The following is a 21,479-nucleotide window of genomic DNA, read 5'->3' as shown; positions in this document are numbered from 1 at the left end:
GCGCCTGGGCGATTGGCAATCATGATCGATAATTCGACAACGCGGATAATCGATAGGGGGCAGGAGGCGTTCGGATGTGACATTATATGCCGTGCTTTTGGTTATAGCATGTGCCGTATTGATTTATTGCTTGTTTCTGATGCGGTTGAGTGAGCGGGCCTTGCCGGTATATTTGGTATTGCCAGCCACGGTAATCCTTGCTTCTCTCACGATTTTTCCCATTATCTACCTTGTGAACCTCAGCGTTCGAGACGTGGGTATATACAACTTTCGCTCGAACTGGCCGTTTGTCGGCTTGGGAAACTATATGGCCGCTGTAAAGGACCCTGAGATCATGGCCTCGTTTTTCAGGACCTTACAATTCCTGGTGGCTTCTATTGGGCTCGAACTGGTATTTGGAATATGTATGGCTCTCATACTTTACCAGGAATTTAAGGGACGCGGAGTAGTGACGACTCTTCTCATGCTGCCGATCATGGTTTCCCCAATCCTCGTGGGCATGATGTGGCGCTATATGTTCAGCTTTAACGACGGCTTCGTAAATCAGATACTCTCTGCGTTGGGCGCTAATAAGCTGCCCTGGCTCACTAATGAGCCTTTGCCCGTCGTCAGCGCCCTGTTTGGCGATCCGAAGTGGGCCGCCAACACCCTAAACGTAAATTACGGGTTGGTTTCGATCGTGATAACAGACGTATGGCAATGGACCCCGTTTGTCGCCCTTTTGGTGCTTGCGGGCTTAAACGCCTTACCTATCGAACCTTACGAGGCTGCGGTGGTTGATGGTGCGTCGAGTTGGGCCATCTTCCGGCATTTAACGCTTCCTCTGCTCAGGCCAGTTATCATGGTGGCCATGCTGATCCGGTTGATGGACGCAATGAAGGTATTTGATACTATATGGGCGTTATTCGAAGGGGCGCCGTTTACGAGGGTTCTGAATATATCCCTCTATAATGTGGGCATAACCCGCAAACTTTACGGACAGGGTGCTGCCTTGTCGATTCTCATCATAATCCTTGTGACCCTCATGACCCAGTTGGTCATTGGCGTTGTAGAGCGCCTGGAGAAAGCTTAGACGACTCAGAGGTGGGATTCACATGGGTATGACAAAACACGGCCGAATAAAGCGTATCCTTCTTGGTTTGGCGATCATTTTAATGGTAGTCATCTGGGCGGGACCGATTTTGGTAGTTATGATCTCATCGTTTAAGCCGGCGGGCATTATACGCCAGGAAAGCCTCGTTCTTATCTTCAGGCCCTCCGTGGAGCATTATCGCTTCATTTTTACTAATTGGCCGTTCTGGCAGTTCCTGATAAATAGCGTTATTGTTTCGTGCGTATCCACAGCTATTGCTGTGACGGTGGGATCTCTCGCAGCGTACAGCATGGCCAGGTTCAATACGGGCGGCCCGAGATATTCTTTCTGGATCCTATCAACGCGAATGGCCCCGCCAGCCGTGCTTGTAATTCCCTTCTTTATGATGTTCTCGAGGCTTCGGCTCGTAAACACATGGTGGGTCCTGATATTTGTTTATCTTACCTTTAACCTTTCGTTTGTTATCTGGACAATGCGGAGCTTCTTTGAGGAAATCCCCGAAGCTATAGAGGAGGCGGCGATGATAGATGGGTGCACTCGGCTTCTGGCGTTTCGCCACGTGGTTTTGCCGCTGGTCTCGCCAGGGCTTGCTGCCACCATGATGTTCACGCTGATCTTCTCCTGGAATGAATTCATATTCGCCTTGGTCTTATCGGCATTTCGCAAGACGCTTCCTCTCGCCCTTGGTGATTTTGTCACGGGGTATGCAATCAACTGGGGGCCGCTTTTTGCCGCTGGCACTTTCGTGATGGTCCCCGCTATAATTTTTACTCTCATCATGCAGCGCAGGCTAATTCGCGGCCTGACACTCGGCGCAGTGGTTTAGGAAGAGGGACTGCCGCCCGAGACAGCCCAACATGTTGAAACGGGGGGGTGATAAATAGGGGCGGCTCGAGTTGTCGGATCGACGTACTCGAGTTGTCAGATCCACGTAGACGTTAGACAAAGTTGAGGAGGGGGTTCAGGAGACGGATCTGAGATTGGTCTGAGGTGGCTTTGGTAACATGGGTCAGCAAGGTTGACATTCCGCAAATTTTTATCAATGGAGGTAGGCAAAGAATGTTTAAGCGGCTATTTTGGTTGTTTCTTGTTGTGAGCGTGATTTCGAGCCTCTGCATGGCATTTACCGCGTCAGGGTTAGCTGCTACTCAGCCCGTCGTGCTTGCGATCCGCACCGGCCCCGAGGCGGACGGCCTTAGGGTGGTAGCTAAGCAGTTTACAGAGGAGACGGGGATACCGGTCCAGATTAACGAGTTGGGGCGTCAGGGATATGAGTACACGATCACAACGCAACTCGTCACTGGGACGGATGCTTTTGACGTAGCTTTTTATCCCGGATGGTTGATTGGTGAGGTCGTTCAGGCTGGAGCGCTCGAACCGCTGAATAACTTCATCGCAAAATCGGATCCCAAGAAGTTTGATAAGGATGACTTGCTTGTAGTATATGGCCTGGGAAGCAAAATTTACGCGCTTCCAACCGACGTGAGCGTCCATTTCCTTTACTATCGCAAGGATCTTATACCCGATCCACCCGATACCTGGGATGAATACTTCGAGGTTGCCAAGAAGTTCACTCGAAGCCTGAATCCTAAATCGCCTACGGCATTTGGTGCCGGCTTCTCAGCCCATGCGGGTGAGGAGGGCCCTAAGATCTTTTCGAGCGTAATGTGGAGTATGGGCGGCTGGATTTTCGATGAAAAGGGCAATGTGGGCATCGACAGCCCGGGAGCCATTGCCGCCGGGGAGTATTACGTGAAGCTTGCGAAGGCCGGGGTTATAAGCCCGGATATACTGTCATGGAGCTATCCAAATGTGTTGGACGCCATGAGGGCAGGCATCATAGCCATGGCTGGTCCCTTCTGGAATGCCGCCTACGCCGAGATTCTAAACAGCGATAGCCCCTACCGGAATTCGTTTGCGGTCACCCTTGTCCCGGGGGTGAAGCAGAAGGACGGCAGCATCCTGCGGACCCCATTCTGGCACGGCTGGACGCTCGTTATGAACGCTCAGAGCCGCAGGAAGCAGCTGGCCTGGGAGTTTCTAAGTTACGCCACGGGTAAACATGGCGGTGCTATCTACGCCAGGTCGGGCGGCGGCACGCCGGCGCGGCGATCTGTCCTCGGGAATCCGGACTTGCAAAAGGTCAGGCCGGAGTTTGCGCTCGTCCTCAAGACTCTGGACATCGCCAGGTGCGAGCCTGTGATGCCGTTCTATTCGAGCTACAGCGATGCCATGAACGTCGCCATCAGCCAGATGCTGACTGGCAAAGCTGCGCCGAAGGACGCCCTGCGCGAGGCAGCAACGAAGATTCGAGAGCTCTTGAAGAAATCCGGCAAGTGAAGGTAGAATAGTTGATAGTTACATGGCGTGGTCAGGGTGCTTACTGGTTAGCGCGTAGGTTCTTGTCGTAGTCTTGTAGTCTTGTCCTAGTGTCGTAGGGTCTTGTGCTTTTGAAGCTCATGCCGGCCGGGCTATCGGGCTATCCTGAATGGCACGGTGGGAGGTGAGTGAGTAGTCTGCTCGCTCAGGAGTTGATTCGTCAATTCGCTAGTAGACTATTTACTCACCTACCCGCAGCATCTGCTGCTACCCTACCCTGAAAATAATCTTACAGAGGCCATTTTCATTCCCTGCTGGTGCCGCTGAAGGCGGCATGGGCGTCTACCCCGAAAATGACCCAATTACTTCCAGAGGCATTTTCATTCTCTGTGGCGCCGCAGCGCGGCATGGGGGGTCTACCCCGAAAACTACCTAAAAAAATAGACATTACCACAGCTAAAGCCATTTCCATTCTCTGTGGCGTTGCATTGCGGCGTGGGGGTCTGCCATTCATTTATTTTGTATGTTGAGCCAATATTTTTGTATGTTGAGCTAACAGATTTGAGAGGGGATACCTTTTATGAGCGGGCTGCAGGACGGGCTCGATGCCGGTGCCCGGCTTACGATAGTGGAGATCGCTCGGTTATATTATGAGGAAGGGAAGACTCAAGAGGACATAGCGAGGGAAATGGGCGTTTCCCGGTCGACAGTATCCCGAAGCCTGAAAAAGGCCCGCGAGATAGGGGCTGTCCAGATCAGGGTCGTCGACCCGTGTTTTGAATGCACGAGCGTGGCAAGGGAGCTCGAGGCGCGTTATGGCCTGCGGCGGGCTATCGTGGTGCCTGCAGCTGACGTTGTTAGCGGGGTCTCGAGCGCGGGGGAGGCCGAGGGGCTCATAAGGCGTGATATAGGCCGGGCTACGGCCGAATACTTAAGCCGCGTCGTGCGGGATGGCGATATTCTTAGCACCGCCTGGGGCAGCACGTTGTATGAGGTCGCGAAGGCTCTTACCCCCACAAAGCCTGTTAAGGCCAGGATTGTGCAGCTTGCGGGCTTTGTAGGGAACGTTGCAGCCCACGAGCAGGCCGGCGACCTGACGCGCAGGATAGCGAGCGCGTTCGGGGGCGAGTGGTACCTGCTGCCGGCGCCGCTTGTCGTTGAAAGCAAGACTACGCGCGATGCAATCCTCCAGGAGCCGGCAATTGGGAGGGTGTTGGGCATGGCCAGACAGGCCAGCATAGCCCTAGTCGGGATCGGCGCGTGCGATGCCTCCTCCTTAATGGTCAGGGCGGGGTACCTCAAAGAGGAGGATCTCGAGGTCTTGAAGGCGATGGGTGCGGTCGGCGATGTGTGCTACAGGTATTATGATGGGGATGGGAACCCGTGCCGCTCTGAATGGGATGATAGGGTTATTGCCATAACCATCCATGAGCTGAGGAATATACCGCTACGGGTTGGGGCCGCCGGCGGGGAGCGCAAGGTAAAGGCCATACGGAGCGCCCTGAAGGGCGGTTATATCAATGTTCTCATAACCGATGAGACCGCGGCGAGGGGGCTTCTCGATTCGTAGGGTGGGGTTGGCACCAAGCACGCCAAGCACGGGCCGCATCAAGTTAGGGCTTAATCAATTATACCTTATGAGTATAATAACCTCGGTATATTAGACAGGGTTACAGGTGGGGTGCTCTTATTCCCCTGCAGTACTTCCGCTTATGGACGGGTAGAGAACTAATGGGGACTTATAAATAGGGGTGATTTTGATCTCTTCCGGCAGGAAGGAGTTTGGAGGGTAATGTGGAATAGTTATCTATAACCGCTAGCGGTCAGACCACAAGACCGGCTATACATGTAGCCCGCCATAGCCCGTTGCGGCTCGCTGCGGCTTACTGCGGCCCGCTATATCCCGTTGTAGGTCGCTATCGAGGACGCCATGCAGTCGAGGGTGCCGCGGCGGGTAGATGAGTCGCGGGTTGGGGCGGGTTGGCGGATCAGCGGGTCGGCCGGCGGTGAGTTAGGGGCGAGTCAGAGGCGGGGAGACTTGGAACTTAAAGAAGGAGACTTAAAACTTAAAAAATGAGACAGGAGGGAACTCGAGTGACTGGGGGTCTGGGGTTAAAGCCTAATGGATCTGGAGATGCTGTATCTATGTCTAAATCTAAGTCTAAATCTAAAGACCCTGCGGAGCTGCTCAGGCAGCTGGAGCCCAGGTTTGGCTACTGGGACAAGATAGGGGATTCCGTTGACCAGCTCATCGACATCATGCTCAACTACAGGCAAAGCGGCCACCCCGGGGGATCGCGTTCGAAGGTTCACGCGATGGTCGCGACGCTTCTCTCCGGCATCATGCGGTGGGATATCCGGGAGCCGGAGAAGCGGTTCGGGGATCGCCTGATACTCGTCGGCGGCCACACCATTCCCCTGGTTTACGCCACGCTGGCGGTACTATGCGAGGCGATGCGGGCGAAGTATCAAAGGACCGGCGACTCAAGGTATCTCATCCCAGAGGAGAAGGCGCTTTATGCCGCGGACCTAGTCGGATTCAGGCGCAGGGGCGGGCTGCCCGGGCATGCCGAGGTGCATAACAGAACCCTCATCCTTAAGTTCAACACGGGCCCCTCGGGCCACGGAATATCGGCCGCTGTTGGCCAGGCGCTGGCCCTGAAGCGGGCGGGCGCCGGTGAGGTCAAGGTCTTCGCCATCGAGGGGGAGGGCGGACATACCGCCGGCGTATATCATGAGGCGAAGAATTCCGCGTGGGGACTGGGGCTTGAAAACCTTTATCTCATTCTGGATTGGAATAACTTCGGCATCGATAACCACCCGGTCAGCAGTGTGGTCTACGGAACGCCTGAGGAATGGTTCGGGTCCTATGGGTGGCGCACGGTCGGCGCAGAGGATGGCAGCGATTGGAGGAGCGTGACGCGGGCGCTTGTGGAGATGAGGTTTGGCTCGAATCCCGGTGGAGTGCCCAGCATGGCGTGGCTCAAGACCAGGAAGGGGCGGGGGTACCTGGTGTATGATAACAAGTCGCACGGGGCCCCGCACAAGTTGAATAGTCCAACCTTCTGGGAGACCAAGAAGCCCTTCATGGAGAAGTACAGGGTTTCCTTTGAGGGCTATGGTGAGCCAGCGCCGTCCGACCCCGAGGAGCTTGCCCGCCAGTTTGAGGCTAATCTCGGCGTCGTGGCGAGTGTCATTCGCGAGGATGACGAGCTCGTCGACTACATAGCCGATACCCTGGTGGAGCTGGGCGAAAGCGTGTCCGAGGAGCTTTCCACATGCACGGTAGTGTTCGATAAGAACCCGCTGGCAGACCCGGAGCTCTACGATTTTAAACACTACCCGGGCGAGATGTTTCTTCCTGCAGGGACGAAGGCGGCAAATCGCTCCGGGCTCGCCAGGTGGGGCGCCTGGGTTAACGCATGGTGCCGGGGAAAGTACGGCAGGCCGCTCTTTCTCGTTGCGTCGGCGGACCTGGCAGATTCCACGCAGATAGCAGGGTTTGGCGAGGCGTGGGGCGGGAGCGGGTCTGGAGGCGGGTTTGAGGGCTACGGCTGGTATGACAGGGAAAAGAACCTGGACGGGGTCGTCCTGCCCCAGGAGATCACCGAGTTCGTGAACTCGGGTATAATGGCCGGGCTTGCTACAACCAACTTTGCTGCGGACCCGCGCAGGGAATTCAACGGTTTCCTCGGCGCCTGCTCGACATACGGCTCCTTTTCATATCTCAAGTATGGCATGATGAGGCTTTTGAGCCAGGTGGCTCAGGACTCGCCCCTCAAAGTAGGCAAGGTCATCTGGGTTGTTGGGCACTCGGGCCCCGAGACCGCCGACGATTCGCGAACCCATTTCGGCATCTTCGCGCCAGGCGTCACCCAGCTATTTCCGGAGGGGAGGATTATAAACATCCACCCGTGGGAGTATAACGAGGTGCCGGTTGTGCTCGGGGCGGCCCTCAAGTGTGCCATTGAGTATGATGTGCCAATCGTGGCTATACACCTTACCAGGCCGCCGATTCAGATTCCCGACCGCGCTGCGCTTGGGATCCCGTCGCACCTGGAGGCCGCCAAGGGCGCTTATACCATGAGGGATTTCAAGCCTGGCCAGCCCAAAATGGGAACGTTGATCGTCCAGGGGACGAGCACCACCGATGGGGTCTGCCGGATCCTCCCTAAACTCGATGAGCTGGGCCTCAATGTGAAGGTTGTGGCGGGGATAAGCTACGAGCTATTTATGAAGCAGCCCGAGGCATACCGGAATACGGTCCTGCCGGAAGAGGACTGGCGCGATTCGATGTGCATAACGAATATGGCCCGGCGGCTGATGTATGATTGGATTTATAGCAAGGAATCGGCGAGCTACAGCATGTCTTCAGACTGGGACAACAGGTGGCGGACCGGTGGAACGGTCGAGGAGGTGTTGGATGAGGCCCATCTTACCGAGAAGTGGCTCCTGGAGGGCATAGAGCGCTTTGCGAGAAGGGAGCGCTGAAAGGGCAGCTACCATGTTTTCATGCTCCGCTGATGATTGCGCAGGTGCCGGGCGGCACCTGCGCAGGCATTATAAAGCACGCTGCAATGGCTATGATAGAGATTAACGAGCTAACGAACAACGAACCAGACGGGCAGACATGGCAGATATTAAACGAATAATTATAGCGGATGTTAACTGGCTATAGCGGATGTCAACGGAAGAAGACGTGATTCCCTATAACCCTTGTAACAGGCCTTGACCGGACCCACGGATTGCTTGTCTTGGCGGGGTTATAGAAGCCGGTCGCGCCCCACGATGGATCTTCCCCCTCGAGCGCCCGGTCAGCGGCCGCCAGGGAGGTTGGCGTTGGCGGGAGGTTGATGCTCCCGTCCTGGACAACCTGGTACTGCCAGTAGCCGCTATCGATCTGGTAGATCACGCCAGGGATGCTATCAGGATAGCGCGGGTTTTTAACCCTGTTCAGGACCGAGGCCCCAACGGCGACCTGTCCTTCGAAGGGCTCCCCCTCAGCCTCAGCGCGTATGAGGCTTGCAAGGAGGAGCCTGTCCTCCGGTGAAACCTGCAAAGTATCAGGGGCCGGAGCAGGGAGGGTAGGAGGTGGGGCGCTCTGGCTTGGGTCTTCGCCCAGAACGGGCTCAGATGGGGTCAACACCCCGGGTTGTCCTCCTGTCCCTGCTACGGCCAGTATGAGTAGGGCAATGACTGCTGCGATAGTTAGGGTGTGATTCTCCATATCCTGCTCCTTTTAAATAGCTGGCAACCAGAGCCGGTAGAGGGATATTGGGCCGGGGTTCCACCGAGGTCAGTCCGTCCGGGCCTGTCCCTCCGCAGGCCTCTTTAGAGCCTGAGGTGACCGGTCCCGGGCAGTTCCTTCCCATTCCCATCTAGAGATACCGGGCGCCAGCTGTGCTGCGAATAGTAGCGCGATTAGTGCGTGTCTCCTGGTAGGGCGCTGCCCTCTCGGGAGAGAGAATTCGACGTTTAGATTGAAAATCTTTCAAGTAATTTATGGGTCAAAGCCCACTTTTCGGCGACGTTGCTGAATCATTCCTCAAACAGCCTTAAACAGCCTCAGACGGCCTCAAGTGGCCTCAAACGGCCTCGACGCTCTTCACCTCGGGCACCTCGGCCTTTATGGCACGCTCCACCCCGTTCTTGAGGGTCATCATCGACATCGGGCACCCGACGCAGGCGCCGGTCAATCTCACCTTAACGATGTCGCCGGTCACATCTACGAGTTCAACGTCGCCGCCGTGGGCTCGCAGCGCAGACCTTATACTCTCGAGGGCCTTCTCAACCTTCTCGCGCAACAACTGCTGCACCTCCCGCATATTTTCTCTTCCCGCATGCTTTCCAGCATACCTTCTCTTCCGATTCCTAGGAGATTGCTCGAAAATCCCCGCCATCCATATATGTTTTGGCCACCCTATATGTTGCAGCCACCCCATATGCTGTAGCCACTCTATATATTGTGGCCGCTCTTAGGAACTATGCCGATATATCGTGGGATACAGCCCCTTCGACAGGGTTTCCGAGCATATTCCTAGAGGATTTCGCTCGAAATCCTTCCAAGTGACATTATATATCTTCTGTCCTTATCCTTTCAAGGCCCGGAGATTTTATGTCCCTGAGGTTTTGACATAAGGTGCCAAGAAACTTGCCATGCTACCCCACCTCCCTGCCAAAAAAGTAGGCAAGTTCACCCCTGACCGGGGTAAATCGCCAAGAATATTGGCAGGCTGGGTGCGCAGCTGCCAAGAATTTTGGCATCATCACGCGCGGCCTGCCAAGAGAATAGACATCTTCGACCCTTGACTAGGGCAGACTGCCAAGAATATTGGCAGGATGTATGCGTGCCTGCCCATAAACTTGGCACCTCTATACGTGACCTGCCAAAAAAGTGATCACCCTAATACCCTGAGCAAGGTAAACTGCCAAGGATCTTGGCATCTTCGCGCGCAACCCGCCAAGAAAGTAGGCAGGCTCACCCGTGACCGGGGCCATCCTGCCAAGAATGTTGGCAGGATGGCCGCAACAAGCCACCAGCTATTAGGTAATTGGAATTCTTTGGCATCTTACGTCAAAACCTTAGGATTTTATGTCCAGGTCTATGATATGGATTTCAATATCGCCGCCAGAATTCTCCAAAACATGATGCTGCTCATTGCAGCATACTTTCTAAAGATATGCGGCAATGAGCAGCACATTCCGCCCCGATATGCTGCGTGGTGCAGCATATCTAACCCCTGGGTGTGTGGATAACCTCCACAGGTCGCTGCACCACGCTGCGCGCCACGTGATATGGGGTATGGTATACGGGACGTACAGCATGCGATATGCAATATAGGATATGGAGCAGCTCAGCTGGCCCTGATCTCGATCTCCAGCGTAAGCTGGACATTTGTTGCCGTGTTCCAGCCGGTGAGGCGGTATGTGCCGGGCCTCACGGGGCGGCCTTCATTGTCGACCTGGGTCCAGACTTCGCGAAAAACCTGGTTCTCGCCGGGGTTGAGGGTGACCGTCTGTATCACCATGACGAATGCCTTGCCCCGGGACCAGCGCCATATCTCCTGGTCATTTCTGGTGATGAGAAAATCATACCGCTGGCCCGACCGGTATTCGAGGGTAATGGGCTGGTTCGTGACATTCGTCTTTGCGAGCACGATTCTCACAGGCTCCCCGAGCTCGTAGAGCGCCTTGTTCGTATACAAAATGTATAGAATCCCGCCTTCCAGCCGCGTCACGTAGTTGCGTGCCGGGACCGGTAGAGGCGCCGGAGGCGCCGGAGGCGTCGGAGGCCCAGGGGGCACAGGTTGCGGCCCTGGAGGGCCTGGCGGCACGGGCGGGCCCGGCGGCGCAGGTGGTCCTGGAGGCACCGGCGGCGCGACGCCTACAGGAATCCTGAGGACCTGTCCTACATAAATGAGGTCCGGGTTGGCGATGTTGTTTGCCCTGGCTATTGCCTCCACGGTGGTGCCGAAGCGGGCAGCGATGGCAGCGAGGGTATCGCCGGGCTGGACCACGTAAACCCTGAAGCCGGGCGGCAAGGGAATCGGGGGTGGCGGAGGCGGCGGGGGTGGCACCGGGCGCGGGGCGGGCGGCACCGCAACTGTCGGGATCAAAAGAATCTGACCCGCAAAGATTTGATCGGGGGTTGCCAGGTTGTTTGCGCTAACGATGACTTCAACAGTTACGCCGAACTGCTGGGCGATCTTCCAGACGGTATCGCCTGGTTGAACCACATAGGTGATCATGGGAATTCATCCCTCCTCTGCCGCATAATTACCACACAATCTGCGGCTATGCCACAACCTGGGGCGCGCGTTTCGTAGCCTCGTAGCCAGCTTAGCTTAGCTTCGTGGCTATCCATGGCGGTTTGTGGCGCATGTTTAGTAGAACTCGAAACTCTAGAACTCGAAACTCGATTCTAACTCCTGATTCGAACTCCACCCAGCATACTATTCAACACGCTACAATGCACTATGATGATTATATGATATTCTATTCCTGATCTCCCCTGGAAGCCACCATGACGATATCCGCGATGATATCCCCGGGAACTGCTGGATTGATTGCGGTGCCGCCGGAATTACGACAAAATTTATTCTCGGTTGGGAAGGAATTTTGAGAAGGAATTAGGGCATGTTTGTCGTATATATATCGACAGATGGAACCGGTTCTAGTAGCCACGATCACGTTTTTGATCCACCAGGCGATGAGATGTCATATGTTATCTGTTTTTACCGAAATCGCTGGATGAAATGAACCGGTGCGACAGGTGGTAGGCAGAGCTGTTATGCCAGTAAAACCGGTTCCCGGAGGAGTCGAGGTTTTAAGAAGCTATGAAGGTAACGATCAATGATGTGGCAAGGCTTGCGCGAGTATCGAAGAGCACAGTATCGCGCGTTCTCAACAAGAGCGGGCCTGTATCGCCCGACACCGAACGCCTGGTTAAGCAGGCCGTATCCCTCCTTAATTACAGTCCCAGCCTTCTGGGCAGGAGCCTCGCGACAAAGAAGAGCTATTCGATCGCCGTTATCGTGCCTGACATAAGAAACCCGTTCTTTGCGCATGTCTGCTGGAAGGCTGAGCGTATAATGAAGGAGAACGGCTACTCGGCCATAATCTGCAATACAGATAACCAGACCAGCGAGGAATTGACCTACTTGAAATTGATGAAGGATCGAAGCGTTGACGGCATTCTCCTGGCCGGGGTGGTTGGTGATGCAACCAATATCATAAACTTCAAGGCCAGGGAGGGCATACCTGTAGTCCTTTTCGATGTCTCGGTGACAGGGTATGACATTCCGACCGTGACCCTTGACGACATCTATGGGGGGTATGAGATCACCCAATACCTGATCTCCCTCGGCCACAGGAAGATTGCGTTCGCAACCTCCGATGTGACCTATGCGGAGAGGCAGAGGCTCGAGGGCTACAAGATCGCATTACGCGAGAATGGCATACCTTTTGACGAGTCGCTCATCATTGTCAATGATGAATCTAGGTGGCGCGCAGCGGAGTGTCCCGAGCTGGTCGAGCTGCTAAACTCCAGGGGGCGACCGACGGCCATATTCTGTTCAAACGATATAAAGGCTGTAAGAACATATGAGATTCTGCGGGAAAGCGGGCTGCGAGTGCCGGAGGACATCTCCGTTACGGGTTATGACGATATCGACCTGGCGCGCGTGATATCGCCGCCCCTGACCACGATGGCCCAGCCGATAGATGAAATGGTGGTGGTGGGGACCTCCATGCTCATCTCAGAACTCAAGGGCGAGGCGATCCAGGAACGCCATAAGGAGCTGAAACCGAAGCTGGTTATAAGGCAATCCTGTGCGCCACCTGCAACAGTGCAGACCGGGATCGCGGGCTCAGTCTCGTTTGCTGCTACTGCAGGTGGCTGAGATGATGGATGTAGGAGGCTGGGATTGGGGCCGCGGGAGGCCTGGGCCTTAAATGAGGTGACGCGGACCCGAGGTGATACGGGGCCGGGGTAGCCAGGATAAGGCAGTGGTATAGTATGCGGCAGATGATATGGGATCGGATAGTGTCGGATGGTGTCGGATAGACTAAGATGGGACCGGATGGATAGGATAAAATGGGATGGGATCGGGTGGTATTGAATGGATGGGGTGGGAGGCGATGCCTGATGAAAGAAGCCCCGATTCTCGAAATGCGCAACATTAAAAAGCGATTCCCCGGCGTTCTTGCCCTCGATGGGGTTAATCTCGCGGTTTACAGCGGGGAGATCCATGCCCTGGTCGGGGAGAACGGCGCGGGCAAGAGCACGTTGATGAAGATCATAGCCGGGGCTTACCAGAAGGACAGCGGCGAGATATTGCTCAATGGGAAGCCCGTGGAGATCAATACACCTGCTGATGCTCAGGCTCTTGGGATTGCCATAATATATCAGGACCTCAATCTCATCCCTGACCTGAGCGTTGCCGAGAACATTTTCTTCGGGCGTTTCCCGCGCCGGGGCTCGCTCGGGAGGATCGATTATGGCCGGTTGAGAGATGCCGCGGCTGAGGCTCTCGAGGAGATCAATGCCGGTATAAACCCGTCGTCAATCTTGAAGGACCTTTCGATTGCCGACCGCCAGCTCGTCGCAATCTGTAAGGCTCTCAGCCTGAGATCGAAGGTGCTCGTCATGGACGAGCCGACATCCTCTCTCAGCAAACATGAGGTGGAGACGCTCTTTGAAATAATGAGGAAGCTTAAGGCGCAGGGCGTAGCCATAATCTTCATCAGCCACCATCTCGACGAGATATTCGAAATCGCTGACCATGTGACTGTTTTACGTGATGGCAGGTTCGTGGACTCCCTGCCGATAGCGGCGGTGGATAAAGAGGCGCTCGTAAAGATGATGGTCGGGCGCAAGGTTGATACCCTTTTCCCAAAGGAGGATGTCCCTATCGGCGAGGTCGTGTTCGAGGTGAGGGGGCTCTCCCAGGGGAAGAGATTGAAGAATATCAGTTTCTCACTGCGGCGCGGGGAGATTCTCGGCATCGCGGGCCTCGTCGGCGCAGGGCGCTCGGAATTGGCGCAGGCAATCTTCGGCTCTACCCCAGTGGATAAGGGCGAGATCCTCATTGAGGGGAGGCCAGTCCATCTCCGCAGCCCTCATGATGCAATAGCCCGCGGGATGGCCTTCATACCGGAGGATCGAGGCGACCAGGGGCTGCATCTAAATATGACCATCAGGGAGAATGTAACGCTCGCAAGCCTCGGCCGGTTTTTGAAGGGCGTAAGGGTTGACGGGAACGCGGAGCGACAGGCAACAGAGGCCCTCAAGCAACAGTTGGATATAAAGACGCCAGGAATCGAGCAGGTGGTCGGCTTTCTGAGCGGGGGCAACCAGCAGAAGGTAGCCATCGCCAAGTGGCTTGGTAGTCGCCCGAAGGTGTTGATTCTCGATGAACCCACAAGGGGCATCGATGTGGGAGCGAAGTCTGAGATTCATAGAATCATGGGCCAGCTTGCGGCCAGCGGGGTGGGGATAATAATGATCTCCTCAGAGCTACCCGAGGTCCTAGGTGTTGCAGACCGTATACTGGTCATGTCTAATGGGAGGGTAGCTGCAGAATTCCCAAGAGGCGAGGCGACCCCGGAGAAGGTAATGATGGCTGCAGCTGCGGGAGGTGCGGTGTAATGGATTCGGCCGGGCAGGTTTCACGAGAGACAGGATCCCCGAGGGCAAGTGTGGATGCGGAGGCGAGAGTCAATGAGGTGAGAATCAATTCAGAAGAGAAGGCAGGGAGGATCCCCAGTCCAGCTGGTGTAGCCGGCTTAGCTGGCATTGCAAAACAGTCGGGGCCCATTTTAGGGTTGATAGCACTGTGCATCATTGCCGGGATATTGTCGCCCGTTTTCTTCACCGTCGGGAATCTCATGAACGTCGTCTTGCAGGTTGCTATCATAGCCGTCATAGCGGCGGGCTCAACCTTCGTCATACTTACGGGCGGCATTGATCTATCCGTTGGCTCTGTTCTTGGATTATCAGCGGTGCTGCTTGCAGGGGTATTAAGGGCTACAGGCTCGACCTTCGCCGGGATAATCACCGGCCTGGGGGTTGGGGCATTCCTCGGGCTCGTTAACGGCTTGTTGATCAGTTACGGAGATGTCCCACCATTTTGCGCGACCCTTGGCACCATGGCCATAGCGCGCGGCCTTGCCTTCGTTTATACGAGGGGCATGCCCATCAGCAACTTCTCAGATGCCTTCCGTTTCTTCGGGGCGGGCTATTTGGGTGCAATCCCGGTGCCTGTAATCGAAGCAGTGGTGCTCTTCGTGATTTGCTGGTTTGTCCTATCCCAGACGGCCACCGGGAGATACATTTACGCGCTCGGCAGCAATGAGAAGGCCGCCCGCCTCTCGGGGATAAAGACCGATTATTATAAGACCCTTGTTTATGTAATAAGCGGGCTGCTCTCCGGGCTGGCAGGCATCATGTTCGTAGGGAGGATCAATTCTGCTCACCCGCTCGCGGGCCAGGGGTATGAGCTCGATGCTATCGCTGCAGTTGTCATAGGGGGGACGAGCCTCTCCGGGGGTTCGGGGCGCATAAGCGGGACATTCGTCGGGGCGTTGATCATAGGGGTGATCAGGAATGCGCTCAACCTGGTCAATGTGGACCCGTTCTGGCAGGGGGTCGTGCTTGGCGCGGTCATCATCGCGGCAGTCTTGATGGACCGTCGCGCAAAGAGGCAGAAATACTCCTGATGGGGCGGGAGAGCTGGGGCCACGCGTTGGCCCATGAATCGGCCCTGGCTACTGCGAGTTGGCGCGGGTTGGCCCCGGCGCGGGGCGGTTATAAATATAAACCATGGCCATGATCCCATCGTAGTTGTAGCCCCGCCCTGGTGGGGATCAGGCTGGGGGGAGGGGGTGTTTGCGAGGACAGGGTAGACATGGATTACGGCGATAGCGTCGTCTTGTAACATTATGGTTAGCATTGCGGTGTGATGCCGCAGGGTATCAGCTTTCCTTGAACTCTCAATGGGCGTAGTGTGTAGTGTAATGTAGTATAGTGTATGCGTATCGCCTGGTTGGATTATCGTGTGCGTGCTAAGGGAGAGGAGATCTGAAAGGTTCGATTAGAGGTGCTATCAAAAATATAATAGTTGGTTAAATACAATTGGGGGGTGGAATAAATGAAGAGTTTAAGAATGTTGGTTGTCATCTCTCTGGCCATTGTCGTTTTGGGGTCGTTGATGGTAAGCGGAACTGGTATCGCTGCATCCAAGAAAATTCTCCTGGGCTATTCCGTGCAGGACCTTGGGAACCAGTTCTGGGTTACGGTGGCTGAAGGTATTAAGTCTCGTGCAAAGGAACTCGGCGCCGATGTGATCGTCCTTGATGCTCGTACCGACCCTGCGAAGCAGCTTGCGCAGGTTGAGGATTTGCTCCAGCGAAAGATCGATGTCCTACTCTTGTCGCCGTGGGATTCGGATTCAGGTGGGACCTGCGTCCAGGCGGCGAATCGTAAAAACGTGCCTGTCGTGGTTGTTGACGTCGGCGTAAACACCGGGAAGATAGAGACGCTCATAGTCTCGGATAACTTCAAGGGCGGAGAGATGGCTGGTGAATACGTTGCCAAGCTGCTAGGAGGAAAGGGGAAGGCCGTTCACATCCAGTGCCAGCTCGGATACAAGATTCCAAAGCTCCGGGGCGATGGGTTCACTGAAGTGATGAAGAAGTACGGCATAAAGATAGTGGGGCGGCAGCCTGCCGATTCTCAGAGGAGCCTTGGAATGACCGTGATGCAAAACATGCTCCAGGCCCACCCCGATATCGACGCAGTATTCGCCGAGAATGACGAGATGGCACTCGGCGCCCTCGAGGCTATAAAGGCCGCCAGGAAGCAGGGCCAGGTTAAGGTGGTTGGGTTTGACGCCATCCCTGACGCTCTGAAATCCATTAAGGATGGCGGCCTTGCCGGCACGGTCGCGCAGCAGCCGTATGAAATGGGCCGCATGGGCGTTGACGCTGCTATGAAGGTCCTCAAGGGCGAGAAGCTTCCCGAGGTCATCTACGCACCGGTCAAGCTCGTGACGCCCGAGAATGTCGACCAGTTCCTAAAATAGGAGACGCATTCTAAGAATTAGATTAGGCTTCATGAATCAACAGCCAACCATCTCCAACTAAAGAGGGAGGCGGGAGGCATGATGCCTCCCGGTTGACTGGCCTTATCACCGAGGCTAAAGGACGGAGCGATGAAGGTGCTATGTTATCCAGGTCAAGAGGTAAGGCAGCTCGAGACCTCGAGACCTTGATAAGGCGATAGAAGCCTGGCGGGAAAATATAGGGTACGTTTGGAGAGGGGCCCAACCCCTCTCCGGTTTTTTGATTAAGCGTAGCTGCTAACATGGCTGCTGACTTGGGGGTATGTTGAATGAATTCTGATATAGGTTCGAACAAGGCGATGCCGGCGATACCAAAGGTCCGGCTGATCGCGGTGACTAAACCCCGGGAGTATGCGGAGAACATCCCGGAGCTGGTCAAGGAGGCCGTCCAGCGGCTTGGAGCTGCAGGGTGTGAGGTTACAGGGGGGGACATCGTCAGTGATGAAGCTGGCGTTATCGCCGAGACCTCAAGGGCTGTCGCAGAGAAAGCGGATCTCATAGTTTATTTAATAGGGACATGGATACTGGCGCCCCAGGTTGTGAGCTCAGTGCGGGCCTTGAAGGTTCCGTTCTGTCTATGGTCGCTGACCACAATAGCAAATTTTGCGCTCGGCGGCGCGACGGTTGCAAAATACACCCTCCAAGAGATGGGGGCGAGATTTAAATTTATCGCGGGACTCCCGGAGGAAGACTGCGTGATCGAGGCGATCGCCAAACGGGCCCGCGCAGCGGCCGTTGCCGCCAGGCTGGCAGGTGCGAAATTCGGCGAAATCGGCGGGAAATCCATGGGTATGTACAACGCGACGATTGATGAGTTCTACTGGAAACAGGTGGCTGGATTTGATCTCCCGCATTATGATACTTACTGGGTAATCAAAAACATGGAAAGGGTCCCTGACGAGGAGGCCAGGGAGGTTCTGGCCAGGGTGAAGGAGACTGTGGGGCATATCGTGAGCGAGGTCTCTGAGACAGGGGAGACCTTGAATGATGAGGATTTGCTGGTTCAATGCAAGATATACCTTGCGCTCAAGAAAATCGTCGAGGATGAGGGTCTGGATGCAATAGGGAACAAGTGCCAACCGGAGCTCTCTTCGAGCGCATGCGGGCTCGGGTGGGCCGCTTGCCTTTCTCACTCGCTCCTCAATGATGACGGTATAATGTGCGCGTGCGAGGCCGATATGCCATCGTGTGTCACGATGTTCATCCTCAACAGGTTAACGGGCCAAACCGTTTTCTTTGGAGATCTGAATTCTGTGGTGCGAGAAAAGGGCGCAATCAGGCTCATAAATTGCGGATCGGGGCCGCTTTCTATGGCAAGAGATAGGGATTCAATCGCCCTGTGGCCGGTCCCTGTCATGATGGGGTACCCGGGGACATCCAGAGGCGCAACCACCTCCTTCCCATTGAGGCCCGGGCTGGTCACTATCGCGAAGCTAGGCGGCGGCAAAGGGACAGCACGAATACACATGGCTACCGGCACGGTTCTCGACATGCCGCTCGAACCCCGTGGGCTTTTCCCTGAGAGGTGGCCGCAGGCGGTGATCAGGCTTGATGGCGATATTGATTCATTCCTCGAGAAGGCAATAGGTCAACATTATCTCCTCGTTTATGGCGACTGGAAGCCTGAATTGGCTGCGCTCTGCGATATCCTGGGTGTTAAGGCGGATATCTAGATGATATAGGTATTGAAATAATTGAATAATTGAGTATGTAATATCCTCCTTACGGGGTTCCCCCATTTCTCTAAAATCCATATCTTGCGGTCAGAACCTATAACTGGTAGTATAAAAGATAGGTGGATAAAGGCGACGAACAAGAGAAAGTGACACGGGAGAGGAGGTAGCACCGAGGCATGGCAATAGCAACAGATAGAAGGAGGGCAATGGAGATTACAGAGCGGCTGCGCAGGAGCGGGGTGCCGATGGCGGTCTTTTGCACGGCGAGCCACTGGAATACAGAGGCTATTCTCCTCGCAGCCAGGCACATGGCCGAGCGGTACAGTATAAAAGACATCCCCGTAGCGGTTGCTATGACCTTCACCTACGAGAACATGCCCCAGGCCTGCCGTATTACATACAGCCAGGATCCACAGGCCGGATTCATTTCCATCATGGAGCATTTAAAGGCTCTTTGCGGGCGTCCCACATCACCCTACTATGATGTCACGGTCCTGCCACATTTGGATCATGCTGACCCGCAGAAGGATAGGTGGGCCCTGACAGAAGGGGCTGACTACCTTGCCAGTGTGATGTTTGATGCCCAGAAATACCCCTGGGACGAGAATGTCGCATTGACCGCGGATTACGTTAAAGCTTATGGGGACCGGGTTCTTGTTGAAGGGATCTTTGAAAGGCTTAGCGTGGAGGGGCGCGCGAAGGGGTCGGCAGAGACGGCAGAAAAAGCGGCCGGGGCCGGAAAGGCCGATTCCTATGTGAGCGATGCCGTTGAATATATGAAGCGCACAAAGGTCGATTTCCTTGTCGCGGACCTGGGCACCGAGCAGCAGACGCGGGCACCGGGCGGGGTAAAATATCTCAAAGACCGCGCAAGATTGCTTACGGAGAGACTGGGCGCCGCGATGTTGGTGCTCCATGGAACCTCGTCCCTATCGAACGATCAAATGCAAGACCTGGGCGCTGATGGGGTCGTGCGGGTCAATATGTGGACTAGAATAGCAAGGGAGGCTGGCCAGTATGCCGCCGGGCAGCTCGTCGCCAGGAAGAGCTTAATCGATGCGGGTGAGTTTGAAGCTGCTGAATCGAGACAGTACCTGTATGATTCTATCGAACAGGCCGCCCGGATAATGGAGGATATCCTCGAGATTCTCGGGTATGCGCGGCTACGCTAGATGTGATAATCGCGAAAGGTAGAGAAAGACAGATCTTCTTCGTATACCATGCCACCCCGTTTTTTAGCACTATCTCTCGGAGCGGCTGGCTTGCATCCTCAGCTAGGATCAGCAGATCGGCCTCAAAAGGTGATGCCAGTCGCTCCATCTTAACATACATTCAACTCGTGATATAAATTCCCATATTATTGCCAGGATTTGAGTACACTCCATCCCCTATCCCCTATCCCCTATCTCTTATCCCCTATCATGCTGTAGCTTGCAGCATATTTTCTGAAAACATGCTGCAAAGAGTAGCACATTTTTTAAAAACGTGCTGTAATCAGTAGCATCAGACCCCTCCATGCTACTGATTGCAGCATGTTTTTCAAAGATATGCTGCAAGGTGCAGCACGTCCAACCTCTTGTAACAATATGGAAGTCTATGTCAAGATTCCCCATTTTGTTCCCCATTCCCCGGGCTTGGGCTGGTTGTAGCTGGTCCGGAATCCCTCTCTGCGCCGCCGGCGTGCGCCCCGGTTTCGTTGCCGTGATCCAGGCCGTTATCATAACCGCGGATTTGCGCTAGACGCCTCAAGTAGAGCTCCGTAACCTCCGCTACGTAATGGATATCCTCAATGGGTTTACCCCGCAGCATTATGGATATCTTATCAATCTCCTTCTCCTCGGGGGTTGCTGGCACCTCAAACAGGACCCCTATTCTAACTGAGAATGTCTTTGCAATCTTGCTCAGCACCTGGAGGGAGGGGAGCTTCTCTCCCCGCTCGACTGATCCAATATATGAGGGGCTGACATCGCACAGCTCTGCGAGAGTAGCCTGCGACCAGTTTCTTGGCTTGCGCAGTTGACGTATCCTCTGCCCTAAAACGCTTAACTCAGACTGGAAGATGTTTAACTCAGACTGGTTGTGGTTATCCAGGTCCGATGGCTTGATTGATGGCTTGATTTCGGGCATTCGACCACCCCTGTTTAATCTTACAATGGTGGTCGAGATATGGATACAACCTAAAAGTAGTAATTTTCTCTTGACAATATACTCCAAAAGTATTACTGAAGTATTATTGCAAGCGCGCCGGGCAGAATGACAGGGATCTGTGACAGAGGCCGTTGACTTTTCCCACTAGCTACCAGATATTCTGGCTGGCGGTGGTTATGACGGAACTATTTACATGTAGACTGCGCCTATAAACTGTACCTAATCATAAGACAAGATAAGCCATGTCTCCATAAAACCTCTATTCTAGGAGTGGATATCTGGTGATCGGGCTGCGTAGCATCACAATGTCAGCATATGAGAAACTGCTTACTACCTTCGGTATAGTCAAGAAGGATAGCTTGTTCTACGCCTTCAGGGAGCTCATCCTCCCTCTCGTAAAGGATGGGGATTTTAGGTCGCTTTACGACTTGGATAAGGGCCGTGACAGCGTATCTCCGGCGCTTCTCAGCCTCGCTCTGATCCTGCAAAGGATCCTGGGCTATTCTGACCGGGAGATGGCCCGCGCGATCAGGGTAGACCTCGAGGTCAAGTACCCATACTGTATCCTGGTTTCAAACGGCTGCCTACAATGAGACTGAGGCTTTCCAAAAGGACAAGGCG

The 21,479-nt window shown here is 54.8% G+C and carries 16 protein-coding genes; 12 read left to right on the top strand and 4 right to left on the bottom strand.

The genetic code is table 11. The features are described 5' to 3' along the window. The first annotated feature begins 76 nt into the window (after nt 1-76). The 5 genes from HPY71_08355 to HPY71_08335 all read left to right on the top strand — a co-directional run bounded on the left by HPY71_08355 (nt 77) and on the right by HPY71_08335 (nt 7,903). Nucleotides 77-1,072 (top strand): sugar ABC transporter permease, encoded by a 996-nt coding sequence (locus tag HPY71_08355; protein ID NPV53523.1) that lies wholly within the window; start codon nt 77-79, stop codon nt 1,070-1,072. A gap of 22 nt (nt 1,073-1,094) precedes the next feature. Beyond that, nucleotides 1,095-1,919 (top strand): carbohydrate ABC transporter permease, encoded by an 825-nt coding sequence (locus HPY71_08350; protein NPV53522.1) that lies wholly within the window; start codon nt 1,095-1,097, stop codon nt 1,917-1,919. 233 nt (nt 1,920-2,152) lie between these two features. Continuing rightward, entirely contained in the window at nt 2,153-3,433 is a 1,281-nt protein-coding gene (locus HPY71_08345; protein NPV53521.1) for a sugar ABC transporter substrate-binding protein, read from the top strand. Nucleotides 3,434-3,992: 559 nt separating this feature from the next. Further along, the gene (locus HPY71_08340) at nt 3,993-4,982 is read left to right on the top strand and encodes a sugar-binding transcriptional regulator (GenBank protein NPV53520.1); all 990 of its coding nucleotides are present in this window, start codon (nt 3,993-3,995) and stop codon (nt 4,980-4,982) included. A 575-nt stretch (nt 4,983-5,557) separates the two neighbouring features. Beyond that, nucleotides 5,558-7,903 carry a transketolase gene (locus tag HPY71_08335; GenBank protein NPV53519.1) on the top strand — a complete coding sequence of 782 codons (2,346 nt, stop codon included), beginning with the start codon at nt 5,558-5,560 and terminating at the stop codon, nt 7,901-7,903. 193 nt (nt 7,904-8,096) lie between these two features. On the opposite strand, the gene HPY71_08330 is transcribed toward HPY71_08335, so the two are convergent. From HPY71_08330 to HPY71_08320, 3 genes are all read right to left on the bottom strand, one after another. Beyond that, on the bottom strand, nt 8,097-8,639 hold the full coding sequence (locus HPY71_08330) for a hypothetical protein (GenBank protein NPV53518.1): 543 nt from the start codon (nt 8,637-8,639) through the stop codon (nt 8,097-8,099). A 358-nt stretch (nt 8,640-8,997) separates the two neighbouring features. After that, a complete protein-coding gene (locus HPY71_08325; protein ID NPV53517.1) occupies nt 8,998-9,216 on the bottom strand; it encodes a NifU family protein in 219 nt (72 codons plus the stop codon). A 1,050-nt stretch (nt 9,217-10,266) separates the two neighbouring features. Continuing rightward, nucleotides 10,267-11,160 (bottom strand): LysM peptidoglycan-binding domain-containing protein, encoded by an 894-nt coding sequence (locus HPY71_08320; protein ID NPV53516.1) that lies wholly within the window; start codon nt 11,158-11,160, stop codon nt 10,267-10,269. Nucleotides 11,161-11,748: 588 nt separating this feature from the next. On the opposite strand from HPY71_08320, the gene HPY71_08315 reads away from it, so the two are divergent. From HPY71_08315 to HPY71_08290, 6 genes are all read left to right on the top strand, one after another. Next, nucleotides 11,749-12,813 (top strand): LacI family DNA-binding transcriptional regulator, encoded by a 1,065-nt coding sequence (locus HPY71_08315; GenBank protein NPV53515.1) that lies wholly within the window; start codon nt 11,749-11,751, stop codon nt 12,811-12,813. A 245-nt stretch (nt 12,814-13,058) separates the two neighbouring features. Beyond that, nucleotides 13,059-14,561, top strand: a complete 1,503-nt coding sequence (locus HPY71_08310) for a sugar ABC transporter ATP-binding protein (GenBank protein NPV53514.1) — start codon at nt 13,059-13,061, stop codon at nt 14,559-14,561. Beyond that, nucleotides 14,561-15,631, top strand: coding sequence for a ribose ABC transporter permease (locus HPY71_08305; protein ID NPV53513.1), 1,071 nt, complete (start codon nt 14,561-14,563; stop codon nt 15,629-15,631). Before HPY71_08310 ends, HPY71_08305 begins: the two co-directional genes overlap by 1 nt. A gap of 431 nt (nt 15,632-16,062) precedes the next feature. After that, nucleotides 16,063-16,995: a substrate-binding domain-containing protein gene (locus tag HPY71_08300; protein ID NPV53512.1), complete on the top strand. Its 933-nt coding sequence runs from the start codon at nt 16,063-16,065 to the stop codon at nt 16,993-16,995. Nucleotides 16,996-17,303: 308 nt separating this feature from the next. Then, nucleotides 17,304-18,707 carry a hypothetical protein gene (locus HPY71_08295; protein NPV53511.1) on the top strand — a complete coding sequence of 468 codons (1,404 nt, stop codon included), beginning with the start codon at nt 17,304-17,306 and terminating at the stop codon, nt 18,705-18,707. A 179-nt stretch (nt 18,708-18,886) separates the two neighbouring features. After that, nucleotides 18,887-19,882, top strand: a complete 996-nt coding sequence (locus tag HPY71_08290; protein NPV53510.1) for a hypothetical protein — start codon at nt 18,887-18,889, stop codon at nt 19,880-19,882. Nucleotides 19,883-20,309: 427 nt separating this feature from the next. Here the strand turns inward: HPY71_08290 and HPY71_08285 are convergent, their stop codons facing one another. Beyond that, nucleotides 20,310-20,837 (bottom strand): helix-turn-helix transcriptional regulator, encoded by a 528-nt coding sequence (locus HPY71_08285; protein NPV53509.1) that lies wholly within the window; start codon nt 20,835-20,837, stop codon nt 20,310-20,312. A gap of 302 nt (nt 20,838-21,139) precedes the next feature. Here HPY71_08285 and HPY71_08280 point away from each other — a divergent pair, with 302 nt between their 5' ends. Beyond that, entirely contained in the window at nt 21,140-21,451 is a 312-nt protein-coding gene (locus HPY71_08280) for a transposase (GenBank protein ID NPV53508.1), read from the top strand. The last annotated feature ends 28 nt before the right edge of the window (nt 21,452-21,479 follow it).

Source organism: Bacillota bacterium (assembly GCA_013178125.1).
Classification (GTDB): Bacteria; Bacillota; SHA-98; order Ch115; family JABLXJ01; genus JABLXL01.
This window is presented reverse-complemented; position numbering and strand designations above follow the sequence as displayed.

Coding starts and splice junctions, on each gene's coding strand:
- HPY71_08350 (NPV53522.1), top strand. CDS start 1,095: ATGGGTATGACAAAACACGGCCGAATAAAGCGTATCCTTCTTGGTTTG.
- HPY71_08345 (NPV53521.1), top strand. CDS start 2,153: ATGTTTAAGCGGCTATTTTGGTTGTTTCTTGTTGTGAGCGTGATTTCG.
- HPY71_08340 (NPV53520.1), top strand. CDS start 3,993: ATGAGCGGGCTGCAGGACGGGCTCGATGCCGGTGCCCGGCTTACGATA.
- HPY71_08335 (NPV53519.1), top strand. CDS start 5,558: ATGTCTAAATCTAAGTCTAAATCTAAAGACCCTGCGGAGCTGCTCAGG.
- HPY71_08330 (NPV53518.1), bottom strand. CDS start 8,639: ATGGAGAATCACACCCTAACTATCGCAGCAGTCATTGCCCTACTCATA.
- HPY71_08320 (NPV53516.1), bottom strand. CDS start 11,160: ATGATCACCTATGTGGTTCAACCAGGCGATACCGTCTGGAAGATCGCC.
- HPY71_08315 (NPV53515.1), top strand. CDS start 11,749: ATGAAGGTAACGATCAATGATGTGGCAAGGCTTGCGCGAGTATCGAAG.
- HPY71_08310 (NPV53514.1), top strand. CDS start 13,059: ATGAAAGAAGCCCCGATTCTCGAAATGCGCAACATTAAAAAGCGATTC.
- HPY71_08305 (NPV53513.1), top strand. CDS start 14,561: ATGGATTCGGCCGGGCAGGTTTCACGAGAGACAGGATCCCCGAGGGCA.
- HPY71_08300 (NPV53512.1), top strand. CDS start 16,063: ATGAAGAGTTTAAGAATGTTGGTTGTCATCTCTCTGGCCATTGTCGTT.
- HPY71_08295 (NPV53511.1), top strand. CDS start 17,304: ATGAATTCTGATATAGGTTCGAACAAGGCGATGCCGGCGATACCAAAG.
- HPY71_08290 (NPV53510.1), top strand. CDS start 18,887: ATGGCAATAGCAACAGATAGAAGGAGGGCAATGGAGATTACAGAGCGG.
- HPY71_08285 (NPV53509.1), bottom strand. CDS start 20,837: ATGCCCGAAATCAAGCCATCAATCAAGCCATCGGACCTGGATAACCAC.